Source organism: Streptomyces sp. NBC_00996, assembly GCF_045162675.1.
Taxonomy (GTDB): Bacteria; Actinomycetota; Actinomycetes; order Streptomycetales; family Streptomycetaceae; genus Streptomyces.
This window is the reverse complement of the sequence record NZ_CP108723.1, coordinates 3,976,782-3,994,521: the sequence shown is the minus strand read 5'-3', so window position 1 is coordinate 3,994,521 and position 17,740 is coordinate 3,976,782. Positions and strand designations below refer to the sequence as shown.

16 protein-coding genes and 1 pseudogene are annotated in these 17,740 nt (G+C 71.3%); 9 read left to right on the top strand and 8 right to left on the bottom strand.

Annotated features, from left to right (window positions below; translation table 11 throughout):
- Positions 1-104 precede the first annotated feature (104 nt).
- Positions 105-1,553 carry a S28 family serine protease gene (locus OG390_RS18875; protein WP_406169405.1) on the top strand — a complete coding sequence of 483 codons (1,449 nt, stop codon included), beginning with the start codon at positions 105-107 and terminating at the stop codon, positions 1,551-1,553.
- A 25-nt stretch (positions 1,554-1,578) separates the two neighbouring features.
- Here OG390_RS18875 and OG390_RS18870 read toward each other — a convergent pair whose 3' ends face one another.
- Complete coding sequence (locus tag OG390_RS18870; RefSeq protein ID WP_406169403.1) at positions 1,579-2,220, bottom strand: hypothetical protein; 642 nt, start codon at positions 2,218-2,220, stop codon at positions 1,579-1,581.
- A gap of 160 nt (positions 2,221-2,380) precedes the next feature.
- Complete coding sequence (locus OG390_RS18865; protein WP_406169401.1) at positions 2,381-4,249, bottom strand: glycoside hydrolase family 3 protein; 1,869 nt, start codon at positions 4,247-4,249, stop codon at positions 2,381-2,383.
- A gap of 269 nt (positions 4,250-4,518) precedes the next feature.
- Between OG390_RS18865 and OG390_RS18860 the strand changes: the two genes are divergently transcribed.
- The 4 genes from OG390_RS18860 (at position 4,519) to OG390_RS18845 (ending at position 9,391) form a co-directional block, all read left to right on the top strand.
- On the top strand, positions 4,519-6,153 hold the full coding sequence (locus OG390_RS18860) for an IS200/IS605 family accessory protein TnpB-related protein (protein ID WP_406169399.1): 1,635 nt from the start codon (positions 4,519-4,521) through the stop codon (positions 6,151-6,153).
- Between the two features lie 414 nt (positions 6,154-6,567).
- Positions 6,568-7,854, top strand: a complete 1,287-nt coding sequence (gene aroA / locus OG390_RS18855) for a 3-phosphoshikimate 1-carboxyvinyltransferase (RefSeq protein WP_406169397.1) — start codon at positions 6,568-6,570, stop codon at positions 7,852-7,854.
- Positions 7,855-7,897: 43 nt separating this feature from the next.
- On the top strand, positions 7,898-8,662 hold the full coding sequence (locus OG390_RS18850; RefSeq protein WP_406169395.1) for a dienelactone hydrolase family protein: 765 nt from the start codon (positions 7,898-7,900) through the stop codon (positions 8,660-8,662).
- An 84-nt stretch (positions 8,663-8,746) separates the two neighbouring features.
- Complete coding sequence (locus OG390_RS18845) at positions 8,747-9,391, top strand: GNAT family N-acetyltransferase (protein WP_406169393.1); 645 nt, start codon at positions 8,747-8,749, stop codon at positions 9,389-9,391.
- On the opposite strand, the gene OG390_RS18840 is transcribed toward OG390_RS18845, so the two are convergent.
- Positions 9,295-9,600, bottom strand: a complete 306-nt coding sequence (locus tag OG390_RS18840) for a LysR substrate-binding domain-containing protein (RefSeq protein ID WP_406177736.1) — start codon at positions 9,598-9,600, stop codon at positions 9,295-9,297. The two genes, OG390_RS18845 and OG390_RS18840, sit on opposite strands and share 97 nt — an antisense overlap.
- Here OG390_RS18840 and OG390_RS18835 point away from each other — a divergent pair.
- Positions 9,499-10,110: an alpha/beta hydrolase gene (locus OG390_RS18835; protein ID WP_406177734.1), complete on the top strand. Its 612-nt coding sequence runs from the start codon at positions 9,499-9,501 to the stop codon at positions 10,108-10,110. The genes OG390_RS18840 and OG390_RS18835 overlap by 102 nt on opposite strands.
- On the opposite strand, the pseudogene OG390_RS18830 reads toward OG390_RS18835, so the two are convergent.
- The 5 genes and pseudogenes from OG390_RS18830 to OG390_RS18810 all read right to left on the bottom strand — a co-directional run.
- Positions 10,088-10,264: pseudogene (locus OG390_RS18830) on the bottom strand (MFS transporter); the annotation flags it as partial. The gene OG390_RS18835 and the pseudogene OG390_RS18830 sit on opposite strands and share 23 nt — an antisense overlap.
- Before the next feature lie 206 nt (positions 10,265-10,470).
- Positions 10,471-11,271, bottom strand: coding sequence for a sugar phosphate isomerase/epimerase family protein (locus OG390_RS18825; RefSeq protein WP_406169391.1), 801 nt, complete (start codon positions 11,269-11,271; stop codon positions 10,471-10,473).
- An 18-nt stretch (positions 11,272-11,289) separates the two neighbouring features.
- Positions 11,290-12,225, bottom strand: coding sequence for a GNAT family N-acetyltransferase (locus OG390_RS18820; RefSeq protein WP_406169390.1), 936 nt, complete (start codon positions 12,223-12,225; stop codon positions 11,290-11,292).
- A gap of 203 nt (positions 12,226-12,428) precedes the next feature.
- On the bottom strand, positions 12,429-13,028 hold the full coding sequence (locus tag OG390_RS18815) for a dihydrofolate reductase family protein (RefSeq protein WP_406169388.1): 600 nt from the start codon (positions 13,026-13,028) through the stop codon (positions 12,429-12,431).
- A gap of 130 nt (positions 13,029-13,158) precedes the next feature.
- Positions 13,159-14,208: a LacI family DNA-binding transcriptional regulator gene (locus tag OG390_RS18810; RefSeq protein WP_406169386.1), complete on the bottom strand. Its 1,050-nt coding sequence runs from the start codon at positions 14,206-14,208 to the stop codon at positions 13,159-13,161.
- A gap of 351 nt (positions 14,209-14,559) precedes the next feature.
- On the opposite strand from OG390_RS18810, the gene OG390_RS18805 reads away from it, so the two are divergent.
- Genes OG390_RS18805 through OG390_RS18795 form a run of 3 tightly spaced genes read left to right on the top strand, consistent with a single transcriptional unit; the run spans position 14,560 to position 17,686 of the window.
- Positions 14,560-15,711: a Gfo/Idh/MocA family protein gene (locus OG390_RS18805; protein WP_406177733.1), complete on the top strand. Its 1,152-nt coding sequence runs from the start codon at positions 14,560-14,562 to the stop codon at positions 15,709-15,711.
- Positions 15,708-16,862 (top strand): dihydrodipicolinate synthase family protein, encoded by a 1,155-nt coding sequence (locus OG390_RS18800; RefSeq protein WP_406169384.1) that lies wholly within the window; start codon positions 15,708-15,710, stop codon positions 16,860-16,862. Before OG390_RS18805 ends, OG390_RS18800 begins: the two co-directional genes overlap by 4 nt.
- Positions 16,859-17,686, top strand: a complete 828-nt coding sequence (locus OG390_RS18795; RefSeq protein ID WP_406169382.1) for a sugar phosphate isomerase/epimerase family protein — start codon at positions 16,859-16,861, stop codon at positions 17,684-17,686. The genes OG390_RS18800 and OG390_RS18795 overlap by 4 nt, the downstream gene beginning before the upstream one ends.
- Positions 17,687-17,740 lie beyond the last annotated feature (54 nt).

Here is a 17,740-nt window from a genome sequence, read left to right as displayed (position 1 = left end):
CGCGGATCTGGGCACATTCACAGGAATGCCCAACATCCCCTGGTGTCACGGCAGTTGCTCCGCTAGGTTCCGGCGGACAGCTGCGTATTCCCAGGGGAGGGTGCATGCGCAAGGCGCTCAGATGGCTGCTGGCGCTCACAGTGCTCATAGGCACGCTGAGCACGGCCGGGGCGGCCACCGCCGCCCAGCCGGAGGCCACCACCGGCACCGCAAGCAGTGACGTCGACATCAAGGACCGGCTTCTCGCCATACCGGGCATGAGCCTGATCCAGGAGAAGCCGTACGCCGGCTACCGGTTCTTCGTCCTCGACTACACCCAGCCGATCGACCACAGGCACCCGTCCAAGGGCACGTTCCAGCAGCGGATCACCGTGCTGCACAAGGACACCGCGCGCCCGACGGTCTTCTACACCGGCGGCTACAACGTCTCCACGACCCCCAGCCGCCGCGAGCCGACCCAGATCGTGGACGGCAACCAGGTCTCCATGGAGTACCGCTTCTTCACTCCGTCCCGGCCCGCCCCGGCCGACTGGTCCAAGCTCGACATCCGGCAGGCCGCCGGCGACCAGCACCGTATCTTCGAGGCCCTCAAGCCGATCTACTCCCAGAAGTGGCTCTCCACGGGCGGCTCCAAGGGCGGCATGACCGCCACGTACTACGAGCGCTTCTACCCGCGGGACATGGACGGCGTCGTCGCGTACGTCGCCCCCAACGACGTGGTGAACGACGAGGACTCGGCGTACGACCGCTTCTTCGGACACGTCGGCACCAAGGAGTGCCGCGACAAGCTGAACACCGTGCAGCGTGAGGCGCTGGTGCGCCGGGAGCCGCTGGAGAAGAAATACGAGCAGTACGCGGCCGACAACGGCTACACGTTCACGACCATCGGCAGCCTCGACCGGGCCTACGAGGCGGTCGTGCTCGACTACGTGTGGGGCTTTTGGCAGTACAGCCTGCTGGCGGACTGCGACTCGATCCCGGCGGACGCCGCCCACGCGACGGACGACGCGATCTGGGACTCGGTGGACACCATCTCCGGCTTCTCGGCCTACACCGACCAGGGCCTGGAGACGTACACGCCGTACTACTACCAGGCGGGCACCCAGCTCGGCGCCCCCACGATCCACTTCCCCTCCATCGAGAAGAAGTACATCAAGTACGGCTACCAGCCGCCGCGGAACTTCGTGCCGCGTTCCATCCCGATGAAGTTCCAGCCGTGGGCGATGCGCGACGTGGACACCTGGGTCCGCCACCACGCGCACCACATGCTCTTCGTCTACGGCCAGAACGACCCGTGGGGCGCGGAGCGCTTCCGCCTCGGCTCGGGCGCGCATGACTCGTACGTCTTCACGGCGCCGGGTCTGAACCACGGCGCCAACGTCGCCGGTCTCGTCGCCGACGAGAAGGCCCTCGCCACAGCCCGCATCCTGCAATGGGCGGGCGTCGCGTCGACGACCGTCCGGTCGAACCCGTCCGCGGCCGAGCCGCTGGCGAAGTTCGACGCCAAGCTGGACGTGCGCGACGTGGAACGCGAGCCGGCGCTGCGTCCGTAACGCACCCGCTGTGCCCGCCCGTCGATCACACCGGGCGGGCGCAGCCCACCGGCTTGCTGCCGCCCAGTTGGACGTAGAGGGCTGTCGACGCCGGGCACTTGGACCGGGCGGTGACCGCCGATGTCACCTTGTACTCCGGGGGTTTCCTGCCCGTGCCGTCGCACGCCGTCTCACGGACCTGGCCGCTGCCCGCGCTGTAGACGCAGTCGCCGACGATGGTGCGGGGGCCTCCGCCGCCGCCCGGATCGCCGGGGTGCGGGGGTTCGAACTTGCGCATGCAGGCGTAGCCCTGCGGGACCGCACCGTCGCCGTCCTCGTCCGACGCGGGCGCGGTCTGGCTGATGTGCAGGACGAAGTCCGTCGTCGCGGGGCAGGACGGGCCGTCCGCGACCTTGCCGTCGTAGCGCGCGATCACCCGCGCGGCGGCCCGTTCAGTTGTGCAGGGCACCTCCGTGAAGCTGGTCGTTCCGAAGGAGCTGCACTCGTCGACGCCGAGGAACACCGCCCCGTACCCGGAGGGCCGTGTCGGTGTCGCTCCCGCGCTGGACGCGCTGTCCCCGGAATCGGAGGCGGACTGCCAGCGCTGACATCCGCAGAGCACGGCCAGCGCAAGCAGCAGCAAGTACACCGCCCCGATGCAACGCCGACCCGACGCACTGGCTCGCATGGCTTCCCCCCGATACCCCGGTCCAGCGTGACCCGCCACTGCGGGCACACGCCAGACATGCGGGGTGCTTTGCGCCAGTTGGGGGCGGTGCGTCGGGTGCGCGACGTACGTGTCGTACGACGGATGACCCGGCCGTACGACACCTCGTGTCCCGATCCGACTAGTAGCTCAGCCCGTATCCGATCGGGTACAGCACCTTTGCCGGGTCGTCCGCCCGCTGCACCGGTACCGGCAGCGTGCCTCGCGGGTCGATCCGGCCCGCGATCACCCGGACGGCCGCGCGCAGTTCCACGTCCGTCCAGGAGTACGTCGCCACGCAGGCGCCCACGGAGGGGAGTTGAGCCACGTCGTACGGGTTGCGGATGGCGATCGCGACGACCGGGACACCCGTGGCGACGAGCTGCTCCACGAGGGTCTTCTGGGAACCGGTCGCCGTCACGTTGTACGTCCCGACGACCACCGCGTCCGCGTCCTTCGCCGCCGCGACCGCCCGGGCGATCGTCGTCGTCGAGGGTGTGGTGCCGGTGGACAGGGCCGTCGCCGTGAAGCCCAGCTCGGTGAGGGCGCCGGCGAGGACGGTGGTGGGCGGTCCGTCGGAGAGCGACGGGGAGGCGGGGTCCGCGCCCACGACGAGCACCTTCGGGGTGCGCCGACGGGACAGCGGCAGCAGGCCCTCCTTGTTGACCAGCACGGTCGTCGTGCGCTCGGCGATCCGGTCGGCCGCCACGAGGTGCGCCGGTGTGCCGACCGTGCGGTCGACGCCGCCGTCGGAGATGTAAGGGCTGGTCAGCAGCCCCAGCTTCGCCTTGAGTCGGAGCACGCGCAGGATCGACTCCTCGAGGCGGGCCTCGGTCAGCTCACCGCCGCGCACGGCGTTCAGCACCGCGTTCCACGCGACGTCCAGGGAGGGCGGGTTGAGGAGCTGGTCCACACCGGCCTTGAGGGCGAGCACGGGGACGCGGTCGTCGCCGTACTTCTGCCGTACGCCCTCCATGCCGAGCGAGTCCGTCACCACGACCCCGTCGTAGCCGAGCTCCTCGCGCAGGATGCCGGTGAGGATCGGGTGGGAGAGCGTGGCCGGGTCGCCGGACGGGTCGAGTGCCGGGACCATGATGTGCGCGGTCATGATCGAGTCGATGCCCGCCCGGATGGCCGCCCGGAAAGGCACCGCGTCGAGCGTCGACCACAGCTCCCGGCTGTGCGTGATGACCGGGAAGCCGAAGTGGCTGTCGACGGCCGTGTCGCCGTGCCCCGGGAAGTGCTTGGCGGTCGCCGCGACGCCCGAGGCCTGATACCCCTTCACCTCGGCCGCCACCAGGCCGGCCACCGCGTCCGGGGCGGCGCCGAAGGAGCGTACGCCGATGACCGGGTTGGCCGGGTTGACGTTCACGTCGGCGACCGGGGAGTAGTCCTGGCGGATGCCGAGGGCGTGCAGTTCGGCGCCGCCGATGCGGCCCACCGTGCGGGCGTCCGTCCGCGAACCTCCCGCACCCAGCGCCATCGCGCCCGGGAACAGCGTCGCGGGCTTGCCCACGCGTGCCACTATCCCGTGCTCCTGGTCGGTGGAGATGAGGACGGGCAGCCCGCGGGGCTGGTCCAGGCTGGCCTTCTGAATCCCGTTCGACAGATCGGCGATCTGATGGGGATCACGGGTGTTGTGCGCCCAGGCGAAGTAGATGATGCCGCCGACGCGGTACTTGGCGATCAGCTCGGCGGCCGTCCTGACGCCGATCTCCTTGAGGTTGGCGTCGATGTCGGCCTGGTCGGGCGCGGTGGCCGAATGGCCGTACACCCGCATGACGAAGAGCTGGCCGACCTTCTCCTCCAGCGTCATACGGGAGATCAGGGCGCGCAGTACCTTGTTGTCGTGCCGGCTGCTTTCGACGGCGTACGCGCTTGCGCCGGAGGCGAGGGCGGCCGTGGCGGCGGTGACGCCGGCGGTGGCGGCGAGGACGGTACGCCGGGATGGTCCGGTCAGTGTGGCCGGTCTCGACGGTCTTGCGGTGCTTCCCGTGCTGGAGTCGCGCACGAGCGCTCCTTCCCTCATGAAGGAAACTTCCGAGGAGTCACGAATATCCGGGAAGTTTCTTCCAGTCAAGGGTTCGGGACTGCTGTCACTTGCCCGAGCAGGAGTGCGTTTTCGCGAGCATGAGTGAGCGCTGGTGCCGCGGTGGAGGCATGCTGAGGGGTTTCCGGTCGACGGGAACGGAAGTTTGTCCGTCGAATGCGTGACCTTTGGCGTGGGGGCTCGTTGGGTGAGGGTGACGGGATGTAGCGGTGCGGGGCGGGGGTGAGGGGGTGGGTGGTCTGCGGGAGGTGGCAGCGTCGTTCGTGGTGCCCGGCCCTTCGGGGGTGGCGATCCGGACCCGGCTGCGCGTGTCGGAGACGGATGCGGTGGTGCTGACCGAAGTGGGTGTGTTCCTCGGCTCGCCGGCCACGGGTGATCTCACGGTGCGGTCCCGGCAGGGGCCGGCGCATGACGCGGCCGCGTGGGCGCTACGCAAGCGGGAGCTGACCGGGGTCTCCTCGGCCAGGTGGGCGGGCAGTATCACCAAGGCGACGCATGATCAGTGGGCGTTGGCCCGGCGTGGGCAGGCGGCGGAGATGGCGTGGCTGCGGGGGCAGATCGCGTCGATCGAGGCGCGGCTGGCGCGTCCGCTGGGTGCGAAGGCGGAGAAGCGGGAGGGGCTGGCACGGGGGTACGGGTCGCGGTCCGAGTGGCATGCCAAGTCCCGCCGCCTGCACGCCTTGCGGGATCGGTTGGCGGGGGTGGAGGCGGACTGGGCGGCGGGTCGGGTGCGCGTGGTGCGTGGCGGGAAGAAAGTCGCGGGGCTGCGCCACCACCTGGATGAGGCCGGACTGGACGAGCAGGGCTGGCGGGAGCGGTGGCGGGCGGCGCGGATGTTCCTGGCCGCTGACGGGGAGTCGGGCAAACGCTTCGGCAATGAGACCATCCGCATCACCGACACCGGACAGTTCTCGATCAGACTCCCGGCCGCGCTGGCGCATCTGGCGAATGCCCCGCACGGCCGGTATGTGCTCGATGCCGCGGTGGTGTTCGCGCACCGGGGGGCGGAGTGGCTGGACCGGATCACCGTGAACCGGGCCGTGGCCTACCGCATCCACCACGACGCGGTGCGCGGCCGCTGGTATGTGACCGCTTCCTGGCAGCGCACCCCCGCCCCGGTCCTGCCGCTGGAGGCGGCGCTCGCCGGGGGTGTGGTCGCCGTCGACATGAACGACGATCACCTCGCCGCCTGGCGGCTGGACGTGCACGGCAACCCGGTGGGAGAGCCCCGCCGCATCTTCTACGACCTGACCGGGTCCGCCGCGCACCGGGACGCGCAGATGCGGCACGCCCTGACGAGGCTGCTGCACCACACCCGCGCCACCGGGGCGGTGACGGTGGCGATCGAGAACCTGGACTTCACCGACGGACGATGCCGGGAGAAGCACGGCCGCAACAAACGCTTCCGCCGCCTCATCTCCCGCTTCCCCACCGCGAAACTCAAGGCCCGGCTGGTGGCGATGGCCGCCGAGCAGGGCATCGCGGTCGTCGCGGTCGACCCCGCCTACACCTCACGCTGGGGCGTCCAGCACTGGCAGCAGCCCCTCACGAGCACCAACCGCACAGTTTCCCGGCACGATGCGGCGAGCATCGCGATCGGGCGACGCGCCCTCGGACATCCGATCCGGCGACGGACGGCACCGCCCCCACACGACCAGAGCGATCGTGCGGGGCATCGGACCGCCCAGGCCGCAGCGGAGACCCGACGGCGCGAGGAACCCCGCCCCCGCATCCCCGGACCACGGACGAGATCCGTGCCGCCCGGCAGCGGAGCGAACGCGGGGAACCAGAACGCCCAACACCGTTCGGGGCGTTCGGCTGAGCACGGGTTCTGGCAACAGGACTCGCTTCCGCCCAGTCTGTAGGAACGGTGTGCACAGTAACCCGCGTTGGGGCCGCCACCGGCGCAGTTGGAGGGGGGCGCGCCGGTGACGGCGTGCTGCCGGCCGCAGGCGGCGGAGAGGGTGGTCAGCGATCGCAGCCAGCAGCGAGGCCGACACCGCACAGCGGAGACTCATCCGACAGCGTGCGGATTGGACGAAGGGCGCTGTCTCGGGGTTCCCCGGTTTCCGGGTAACTCCGGAAGTTGGGACGGGGGTGTCGGGCGGGGGTGGTGAGGCGCCCCAGCCGCGGGCAATGGTGCCGGGAAGGGTGGCGGCCCACCCGCTCCGACTGCCGGCCGTCGTGCCGTCGGCGCGGCGCTCGTCCGGCGGCACCCAAGAGGGTCCATCTGGCGGACGTTCCAGCGAGGGAGCAGGTCAGGGAGCCAGCATGAGGGCATGGCCGTAGTCGACATCCCCGGTTCCAAGTCCATCACCGCCCGCGCCCTGTTCCTGGCGGCGGCGGCCGACGGGGTCACCACCCTGCTGCGCCCGCTCCGCTCGGACGACACCGAGGGCTTCGCGGAGGGCCTGACCCGGCTCGGCTACCGCGTCGGACGGACCCCGGACACCTGGCACGTCGACGGCCGCCCGCAGGGCCCCGCGGTCACGGAGGCGGACGTGTACTGCCGGGACGGCGCCACGACGGCCCGCTTCCTGCCCACCCTGGTGGCCGCCGGCCACGGCACGTACCGCTTCGACGCCTCCGCGCAGATGCGTCGCCGCCCGCTGCTTCCGCTGACCCGCGCCCTGCGCGACCTGGGCGTGGACCTCCGTCACGAGGAGGCGGAGGGCCACCATCCACTGCGGATCGCGGCGGCCGGGGTGGAGGGCGGCGAGGTGACCCTGGACGCGGGCCGGTCCTCGCAGTACCTGACAGCTCTGCTCCTGCTCGGCCCGCTGACCCGCAAGGGCCTGCGCATCACGGTCACGGACCTGGTCTCGGCGCCGTACGTCGAGATCACGCTGGCGATGATGCGGGCGTTCGGGGCGGACGTACGGGTGGAGGGCGACGTCTTCGCGGTGGCGCCCGGCGGCTACCGCGCCACCACGTACGCCGTCGAGCCCGACGCCTCCACCGCGAGCTACTTCTTCGCCGCGGCCGCGCTCACCGGCCGCGAGGTCATTGTCCCGGGCCTCGGCGAGGGCGCGCTCCAGGGCGACCTGCGCTTCGTGGACGTACTGCGGTGCATGGGCGCCCACGTGGAGATCGCGTCCGACCGTACGACGGTCCGGGGGACCGGCGAACTGCGCGGCCTCACGGTCAATATGCGCGACATCTCCGACACCATGCCGACCCTCGCCGCGCTGGCCCCCTTCGCCACCGGCCCGGTCCGCATCGAGGACGTCGGCAACACCCGGGTGAAGGAGTGCGACCGCCTGGAGGCCTGCGCGGAGAACCTCCGGGGGCTGGGCGTACGCGTGGAGACCGGCCCCGACTGGATCGAGATCCACCCGGGCACACCGTCCCCGGCCGAGATCAAGACGTACGGCGACCACCGCATCGTCATGGCCTTCGCGGTGACGTCGCTGCGCGCGCCAGGGATCGGGTTCGACGACCCGGGGTGCGTACGGAAGACGTTCCCGGACTTCCACGAGGCGTTCGGGGCGTGGGTGGCGCAGGCCCTCCCGAGAGGCGGAGCCCGGCCTCACCGAAATGGGGAGCACATGCGCTCGGAGATCTGACAGAGTCGGGGAATTGTCACGTTCGATGTTCGAGGGGGCTCTCATGACGTATGAAATCGTCGCGCAGGATGTGGACGTCGCAGTGGGCGGCTCGAGGCCGATGACTGCTTACCTGGCCCGTCCGAGCGAGGCCGGCAGCCGCCCGGCCGTGCTCGTCTGCTCCGAACTGTGGGGTGTGACCGAGGAGGTCCGGGACATCGTGAGGCGGGTCGCGGCACTCGGCTATGTCGCGATCGCCCCGAACCTCTATCACCGCTCCGGCCCGGAGACCGCTGCCGGTCTGGAGGAGAGCGACGCGAACCGAGAGCGCGGCTTCGAACTGCTCGGTCAGCTGACCCGTGAGGGCGTCGAGACGGATCTGCGCGCCTGCACCGCCTACGTCCGGGACCACGCTGCCGCCACGGGCAAGGCCGGTGTGCTCGGCTTCAGTCTCGGTGGCCACATCGCCTACTTCGCCGCGAGCCGGCTGGACCTCGCGGCAGCGGCGATCTTCTACCCCGGCTGGCTGCCCGTCGCCGGAACCGCGCTGAGCCGTCCGGAACCGCTGCTGGAGGCAACCGACAGCATCGCCGACCGTGATGTGCGCATGCTGCTGTTCTTCGCGGAACTCGACCACGTCATCGATGCGGACCAGCGCAGCCTGATCGACCAGGCGCTGACGAAGGCGGGAGTACGCCACGAGACGGTCGTGTATCCAGGGGCCCAGCACGCCTTCTTCTTCCCCGGGCGTGACGTCTACGACGAGGCCGCCGCGCAGGACTCCTGGAATCGTGTGCGTACCTTGTTCGCTGCCGAGCTCGACCAGTAGGGCCACCCTCCCGAGCGGCGCCGCCCGGGGCCGGTGCCGGAATATCGTTCGACGGCCCCGGTCCCGTACGGAACACTTCGGCCGGTGACTTTCAAGCTGGAGGGACCGGTCCTGGAAGGCGCGCTCGTACGTCTGGAGCCGCTGGACCATCGTCATGCCGCCGACCTGGCCGTCGCGGCGGAGGTGAACCGGGGCTCGTACGAGTTCACCTGGGTGCCCCGGGCCGCCGAGGTCGGGCAGTACATCGACGCGCAGCTCGCCCGCGCCGCGACCGGCAAGCTCGCGCCGTACGCGCAGGTGACCGTCGCCTCGGGGCGAGCGGTCGGCGCCACGTCGTACTGGGAGCCGCGTTCCTGGCTGACGGACGATCAACTCGACGCCATCGAGGTCGGCTTCACCTGGCTCGCGTCCTCCGCCCAGGGCACGGGCATCAACGCCGAGGCCAAGCTGCTGCTCTTCCGGCATGCCTTCGAGGAGTGGGGCGTCTCCCGTGTGGACCTCAAGACCGACGCCCGCAACAGCCGCTCCCGCGCCGCGATCGAGCGCGCGGGCGCCCGCTATGAGGGCGTGCTGCGCAACTGGTCCCGCTCCTGGGCCCCGGGTGAGGACGGCCGCCTCCGCGACTCCGCGATCTATTCGATCACGGCGGCGGAGTGGCCGGAGTGCCGGGACCGGCTGTCCGCGAGGGTGAGCAAGGCGGTCCAGGCGGCAGCCGCGGCACGCAGTTGATCCCGTACGGCGGCCGGCACCGGGTCACGCTCCGAACCCGCGCGTACGGCGACGAAGACGTTGCGGGACGGCGCCGCACCCTCGGTGGCCGGCAGGGCGAGGCGGCGGTGGGCGTACAGCGGCTGGACCAGGCGGGGGATCAGCGCGACTCCTTGGCCCGCTTCGACGAGCGCGGCGAGCGCACCCCAGTCGTTGACGGCGTGCCGGATGTCCGGCGTGAACCCGGCTGCCGCGACGTCACGTACCCGCAGTTGCCCGATCCCGATGACCCCGACCTGGAAGCGTGGCTGGGTGAACTGGCCCGCCACCTCGGCCGGCTGTCCGGTTCCGAGCGCGTCGTACTCGCCCACAGCGCGTCCGCCGTGCTGTGGCTGCACGCAGCCACGCGGGGTCTGCCGGGCCTCGACGTCGACCGGGTGCTGCTGGTGGCTCCGCCGTCCGCATCCGTCCTCGTACGGCACCCGGAGATCGCGGAGTTCGCCCCGCCGCCGCTCGACGCCCTGACGCTGCCCGGGCCCACCCGTCTCGTCGCCGGTGACGACGACCCGTACTGCCCCGAGGGCGCCCGCACCGTCTACGGCGACCCCCTGGGCGTACCGACGGAGATCATCCCCGCGGCCGCACACCTGGACCTGGACGCCGGCTACGGCTCCTGGCCCGCCGTACTGGACTGGTGCCTGTACGACTCGGCGAGGATCATCGGTCGTCCGGTGGCGTAGCCCCGTCGCGCAGTTCGGGTGTCGTCGCGCCCACGGCCGTGACGGCGAGCAGGCACAACAGGCCGCCGCTGACCAGGGCGGTCGCGCCGGAGCTCCACCCGGCGACCAGGCCGCCGCGCAGGCTGCCGAGGTCGGGTCCTGCCTGGCCGACGATCCACGGACACCGTCCGCCCGATGAGCAGCCGCCGGAAGGCGGGGGAGGTCCGCAACGGCCGGACGTCGATCAGCGTCCGGGTGAGGCTCACGAGGGGGTGACGGGGTGCGCGGGGTGGTTCACGTCGCGGAGGGTAACCGGCCGCCGCCGGTCCGGGCGAATGATTTACCCCCGGGCCGGGCGCGTGACGTGCGGTGTGCGGGGCCCTACGCCGATTCGTTGAGCAGCCGGGCGAGGTGCTCGCGCCCTGCGCCCAGCAGCTCCGGAAGCGGCGCGGCCGACTCGTACCACCGCTTCTCGTACTCCCAGCACAGCCAGCCGTCCCAGCCGTGGCGGGAGAGGACCTCGACGCACTCGGCGAGCGGCAGGACGCCGGCGCCCAGCGGCAGCGGTGTCGTGTCCTCGGCGGACGCGACATCCTTGACCTGGACGTATCCGAGGTACGGCGAGAGCGCGGCAAACGTCGACGACGGCTGTTCGCCGCCCAGCCAGGTGTGCATCACATCCCAGAGCGAGCCCACCTGATGGTGGCCGACCAGGCCCAGGATCCTGATCGCGTCCGCGCCGGTGCGGTGCGAGTCGTGGGTCTCCAGCAGGATTCGTACGCCCAGGTCGGCGGCGTACTCGGCGGCCGTGCCGAGGCGGCGAGCGGCGGTCGCGTCGGCCTCTTCCGGGCTCTGGTCGGTGTCGGCACCGGGGAAGACCCGTACGAACGGGGCGCCCACGTCGTGTGCGAGGTCCAGGAGCCGACGGATCTCGTCGATCACCGGCTCGTCGTCCCCCGGTGCCGCGACCCGCGCATACCCCGCGAGCCCCAGCACCTCGATCCCGGCCGCCTTGAACGCCGCCGCCGCGGCGGCCCGTTCGGCCGCACCGATGCCCGGGTGCACCGGTTCCTCCGGATGTGCCCGCAGTTCCACGCCGTGATAGCCGTGCGCGGCGGCGAGCCGTACGACGTCGGGGATGGGCAGTCCGGGCACACCGAGGGTGGAGAATGCCAGCTTCATGATCTGGGACCCTACTCGTCACTCCTGCGTACCGTGCAGATCGAGCCGCCAGTCCTGGCCCACGAGATCCGCGCCGAAGGAACGGTGCGGTGTCTCGGAGACGAGGACGAAGCCGTGGCGCTGGTAGATGCGGCGGGCGGCGGAGAGGACGTCGTTGGTCCACAGGACGAGGTCGCGATAGCCGACTCCGCGCGCGAAGCCGACGACGGCCTCGACGAGCCGGTCGCCGATGCCGAGCCCGCGCGCGTCCGGCTCGACGAGGAGCAGGCGGAGCCGGGCGGTGCCGGGCGCGTCGTCCCGTACGCACATCACGCACCCCACGGGCCGCCCTCCCCCACTCTCGGCGATCCACACCCGCTCCAGGTGCGGATCGTGATCCTCGGCGAAGTCGGCGACGATCCTCGCGACCAGGCCCTCGTAGTCGGGGTTCCACCCGTACTCGGCCGCGTACAGCGCGGCGTTGCGCTGCACGATCCAGCCGAGGTCGCCGGGGCCGGGCTCGCGCAGCACGACGTCCTGCGGGCGAGGACCCCCGCCGTCGCCCAGGATCGTCCGCACCGTGCGCATCGCCTCGGCCAGCCGCACCCGGTCGGCGGGGGTGACGGAGGCGAGCAGCGAACCGACGGTTTCCCGGGCGCGCTCGTCGAGCAGGTCGGCGGCGTCCCGGCCGCGCGCGGTGAGGGTGATGCGACGACGGCGCGGGTCCTTCTCGGACGGGGCCCGCTCGACCAGCCCGTCCTGCTCGAACTTGTTGAGGATGCGGCTCAAGTACCCCGAATCCAGTGAGAGTTCGGTACGCAGGTCGACCGCGTCCGTACGCGGGGAGTGCGCGAGCTCGTAGAGGACGCGCGACTCCGTGAGCGTGTACGGGGCGTAGAGGTGACGGCCGTAGTCGAGCGCGCCGATGACGTTCGTGTAGAAGCGGTTGAAGGAGCGGATGTCCTGGACGGTCATGGTCGGTCCCGGATGGTCGGCTCGGGTGGTCGGTACCGGCTGATCGGCCCGGATGGCTGACTCAGTCAGAGATACCGTTGCTCCGAGCATAGAACGGACACCCGCGCGCCGCCTACCGTTCCCAGGGACTGAGTGGGTGTGGGTCCTGTACTCGCGATAGCGCACCCGCGCACGGTCGAGCGGCCAACAGTTCCGAACCCCTTCTACGCCACGTCGGCCGGCCGGTAGACACACACCTCCACCCCTGTCTTGCCGGCGACCGTGGAGACCCGTTCGAGCGGGCGCTTCACGCCGTCCTCGGGGAAGATCGTCTTGCCGCCGCCGAGGATGACCGGCATCCGGATGAGCTGCAGCTCGTCGACCAGATCCTCGCGCAGGAGGGTGCGTACGAGTGTGGGGCTGCCCATCATCGCCAGGTCGCCGCCGTCGCTCTCGCGCAGCTCCCGGACGCGGGCGACCGCGTCGGCGCCGGGGATCAGCGTGGTGTTGGTCCAGCTCGTCACGTCGTCCTCGCCGAGCGTCGTGGAGACGACGTACTTCGGCAGGGAGTTCATCCGGTCCGCGAACGGATCGCCCGCCCGCTCGGGCCAGGCCGCGGCCATCGACTGCCAGGTGCGCCGCCCGAACAGCAGCGCCTCCGCCTTGCCCAGACCTTCGGCGAAGGCACCGCCCACGACCTCCGGGTCGAAGTACGGGTGCGACCAGCCGCCGTGCGCGAAGCCGCCGTCGGTGTCCTCGTCGGGACCGCCGGGCGCCTGCACGACGCCGTCAAGGCTGATGAACTCGCTGATCACGATGCGCATGGGAGGTGCTCCTGTTCGTCGCTCGGTTGATTACGGCATGAAGACCGGCGCTCCGCTCAAAACTCATCGCACGGTGGAGGTGCACTTCATCCTCGCGGCACCCCCGTCATCCTCGCGGCACCCCCGTCGTTCACTCTCGCGGCACCCCCGTCGAGCCCCGCACCATCAACTCCCCCCGTACCGTGGCGATCCCGCCCGGCGGCGGCTCCTCGCGCCCCATGGCGATCCGCCCGGCGCGCGCGCCCGCCTCGGAGAGCGGGAGCCGCACGGTGGTGAGAGCGGGCACCGCGTCGATGCTGAAGGGCAGGTCGTCGAAGCCCGCGACGGAGACGTCGTCCGGGATGCGCAGGCCGGAGTCGCGCAGCGCGGCGCAGGCGCCGAGCGCCACCGTGTCGTTCGCGGCGACGACGGCCGTCAACGACGGGTCGCGGCGGAAGAGTTCGAGGGTCGCCTCGAAGCCGGACCGGCGGTCGTAGCGGCCGTACACGGTGTGCCGCGGATCGTCCTCGATGCCGTACGCGGCCAGCGCGGCCCGGTGCCCCTCCAGCCGGTGCCGGGTCGTCGTCCGCTCCTCGGGTCCGGCGATGTAGCCGAGCCGCCGGTGTCCGAGCCCGATCAGGTGCTCGGTGAGCTGCTGACCGCCCCCGCGGTTGTCGAAGGTGAGCGCGATCGCCTCGGCGGCCTCGGGCGCGGGCGGCCGTCCGCACAGGACGACCCGGGTGCCCGCCTCGGCCAGCTTGCGCAGCTTCGCGGCGACGGCGGAGGCGTGCGACGTGTCCTCGACGGCGCCGCCGGTGAGGACGACCGCGGCGGCGCGCTGGCGCTGAAGGAGCGTGAGGTAGGTGAGTTCGCGCTCCGGGGAGCCGCCGGTGTTGCACACGACCCCGAGCCGTTCGCCGCCCGCGCGCCCCCCGGGCCCGCCGATCTCCGACTGGATCGCGGCCGCCATGATCCCGAAGAAGGGGTCGGCGATGTCGTTGACGAGGATCCCGACGAGGTCGGACGTCGCCGCGGCCAGCGAACTCGCGGGCCCGTTCAGTACATAGTCCAGCTCGTCCACCGCGCGCAGTACCCGCTCACGTGTGGACGCCGCGACGGGATAGTTCCCGTTCAGCACCCGGGACACGGTCGCGGGCGAGACCTGCGCACGCGCCGCCACGTCCGCCAGGGTCACGGTCATCTCGTCGTCCTCCGGTCACGCATCTCGTTGTCGTCCTTGAGGACGGCCGTCCTGCGTCCGTCCTCAGGGACGTCCGTCCTACGTCTTCGAACACGGCCGCCGTACGTCCCCGACGACGGCCGTCATATGCGGGTACATCCGACCGTGCGCACGCCCCCCGCGTCCAGCCGTCCGGAGGACCGAACATCTCGTCACCCGCATGGTCTTGTCCATCCGGCTGGACAGAGGCTAGCTTCTTCCTGGATAGAAAGCGCTTGCTGCCACGCTCACCAGTGGAGCCTCACACTCACCGTGGGACTCACGCTCACCATGGGCGTACGCGGCGCGGAACCCGCGTACGAAGGGAATGACGTGACACGCAAGACGGTGCGTATCGCCATGAACGGCGTGACGGGACGCATGGGCTACCGCCAGCACCTCGTCCGCTCGATCCTCGCCCTGCGCGACCAGGGCGGCCTCGACCTGGGTGACGGCACCGTGCTGTGGCCCGAACCCGTCCTCGTGGGCCGCCGCGCGCACGCCCTCAAGGCGCTCGCCGAGCAGCACGGCCTGGAGCACTGGTCGACGGACGTGGACGCGGTCCTCGCCGACCCGACCATCGACATCTACTTCGACGCGCAGGTCACCTCTGCCCGCGAGGAGGCCATCAAGAAGGCGATCGCGGCCGGCAAGCACATCTACACCGAGAAGCCCACCGCGACCGGCCTCGACGGCGCCCTGGAGCTGGACCGGCTCGCGCACGCCGCCGGCATCAAGCACGGCGTGGTCCAGGACAAGCTCTTCCTCCCCGGACTGCTCAAGCTCAAGCGCCTCATCGACGGCGGCTTCTTCGGCCGGATCCTCTCCATCCGCGGGGAGTTCGGCTACTGGGTCTTCGAGGGCGACTGGCAGCAGGCCCAGCGCCCCTCCTGGAACTACCGCGCCGAGGACGGCGGCGGCATCGTCGTCGACATGTTCCCGCACTGGGAGTACGTGCTCCACGAACTGTTCGGCCGCGTCACCTCCGTCCAGGCGCTCACCGCCACCCACATCCCGCAGCGCTGGGACGAGCAGGACAAGCCGTACGACGCCACGGCCGACGACGCCGCGTACGGCATCTTCGAGCTGGCGGGCGGCGCCGTCGCCCAGATCAACTCCTCATGGGCCGTGCGCGTCAACCGCGACGAGCTGGTCGAGTTCCAGGTCGACGGCACGGAGGGCTCGGCGGTCGCCGGGCTGCGCAACTGCCGTGTCCAGCACCGCAGTGCGACCCCCAAGCCGGTCTGGAACCCGGACATCCCGGCCACCTACTCCTTCCGCGACCAGTGGCAGGAGGTTCCCGACAACGGCGAGTTCGACAACGGCTTCAAGGCCCAGTGGGAGCTGTTCCTGCGCCACGTCTACGCCGACGCCCCCTATCACTGGGACCTCCTCGCCGGCGCCCGCGGCGTCCAGCTCGCCGAACTGGGCCTGAAGTCCTCGGCGGAGGGCCGCCGTCTCGACGTACCGGAGATCGCCCTGTGACCATCCAACTCCCGGACGCGACGGGCCGGCTGCGGCCGTACGAGCCGCGCACCGAGCCCCTCGCCCTCGCCACCGGCGCGCCCTTCACCTCCCGTACGGTCTTCTCGGCCGCGCACGTCGTCGCCGACCCGTACGCGGACGTCTCGCCCGACTCGCCCGCCGCCGTCGACTGGGAGGCGACGCTCGCCTTCCGCCGCCACCTGTGGTCCCACGGGCTGGGCGTGGCCGAGGCCATGGACACCGCGCAGCGCGGGATGGGCCTGGACTGGGCGGGCGCGGCGGAGCTGATCCGCCGGTCCGCCGCCGAGGCCCGGGCGGTCGGCGGCCGCATCGCGTGCGGAGTCGGCACGGACCAGCTGGTGGGCCCGGCGTCCCCGGCGCAGGTCCGGGCCGCGTACGAGGAGCAGCTCGCTCTCGTCGAGGAGTCGGGCGCGCAGGCGATCCTCATGGCCTCGCGGGCCCTGACGGCGGCCGCTTCCGGCCCCGAGGACTACCTCGACGTCTACGGCCACCTGCTCCGCCAGGCCGTTGACCCGGTGATCCTGCACTGGCTCGGCCCGATGTTCGACCCGGCGCTCGCGGGCTACTGGGGGTCGAGCGACCTGGACGCGGCCACGGATGTGTTCTTGCAGGTCATCGCCGCCCACCCGGACAAGGTCGACGGCATCAAGGTCTCGCTCCTGGACGCCCAGCGGGAGATCGACCTGCGCCGCAGGCTCCCGCAGGGCGTGCGCTGCTACACGGGCGACGACTTCCACTACCCCGAGCTGATCGCGGGCGACGAGAAGGGCTTCAGCCATGCCCTGCTCGGCATCTTCGACCCGCTGGGCCCGCCGGCCGCGCAGGCGGTACGGGTCCTGGACACGGGTGACGCCAAGGGCTTCCGCGAACTCCTCGACCCCACGGTCGAGTTGTCCCGCCACCTCTTCCAGGCCCCGACCCGCTTCTACAAGACGGGCGTCGTCCTCCTGGCCTGGCTGGCCGGACACCAGGAGCACTTCACCATGGTCGGCGGTCTGCAGTCGGCGCGCTCGCTCCCGCACTTCGCGCGCGCCTACGAACTGGCCGACGGCCTGGGTCTGTTCCCGAACCCGGAGCTGGCCCAAGCGCGCATGAAGTCCCTGCTCGCCCTGTACGGAGTGACCCCATGAGCCTCGCCCGTTTCTCCATCAACCAGATGACGGTCAAGCAGCTGTCGATGCCGGAACTGGTCGATGTCTGCCTGGAGTTGGGCGTACCAGGCGTCGGCCTGTGGCGCGAGCCCGTCCAGTCGTACGGCGTCGAGGCGACCGCCGAGCTGGTCCGCGACGCGGGCCTCGTGGTGACCACGCTGTGCCGGGGAGGCTTCTTCACGGCGATCGACCCGGACGAGCGCGCCCGTGCCCTGGACGACAACCGGTCGGCGATCGACGAGGCGGCGACCCTGGGCACGGACACCCTGGTCCTGGTCTCGGGCGGACTGCCGGCCGGCTCCAAGGACCTGCACGGCGCCCGCGAGCGCATCGCCGACGCGCTGGCCGAGCTGGGCCCCTACGCGGCCGAGCACGGCGTACGTCTGGCCATCGAACCCCTGCACCCCATGTACGCCGCCGACCGCTGCGTCGTATCGACGCTGTCCCAGGCCCTGGACCTCGCGGAACGCTTCCCCGCGGACCAGGTGGGCGTCACCGTCGACACGTACCACATCTGGTGGGACGACACGGCCCCCGCCCAGATCGCCCGCGCGGGCGCCTCCGGCCGTATCCACACCTTCCAGCTCGCCGACTGGGCCACCCCCCTGCCGGAGGGAGTCCTCAACGGCCGCGGTCAGATCGGCGACGGCTCGATCGACATGCGGGAGTGGCGCTCGTACGTCGAGGCGGCCGGCTACGACGGCCCGATCGAGGTCGAGCTCTTCAACGACGCGCTGTGGGCTCGGGACGGCCGGGAGGTGTTGGCGCAGACGGTGGAGAGGTTCCTCGGACACGCTGTCTGAGGGTCGGAGTCCGAGGGCCGGAAAAAAACTCGTAAGACCGTGCAACCCTTCCGC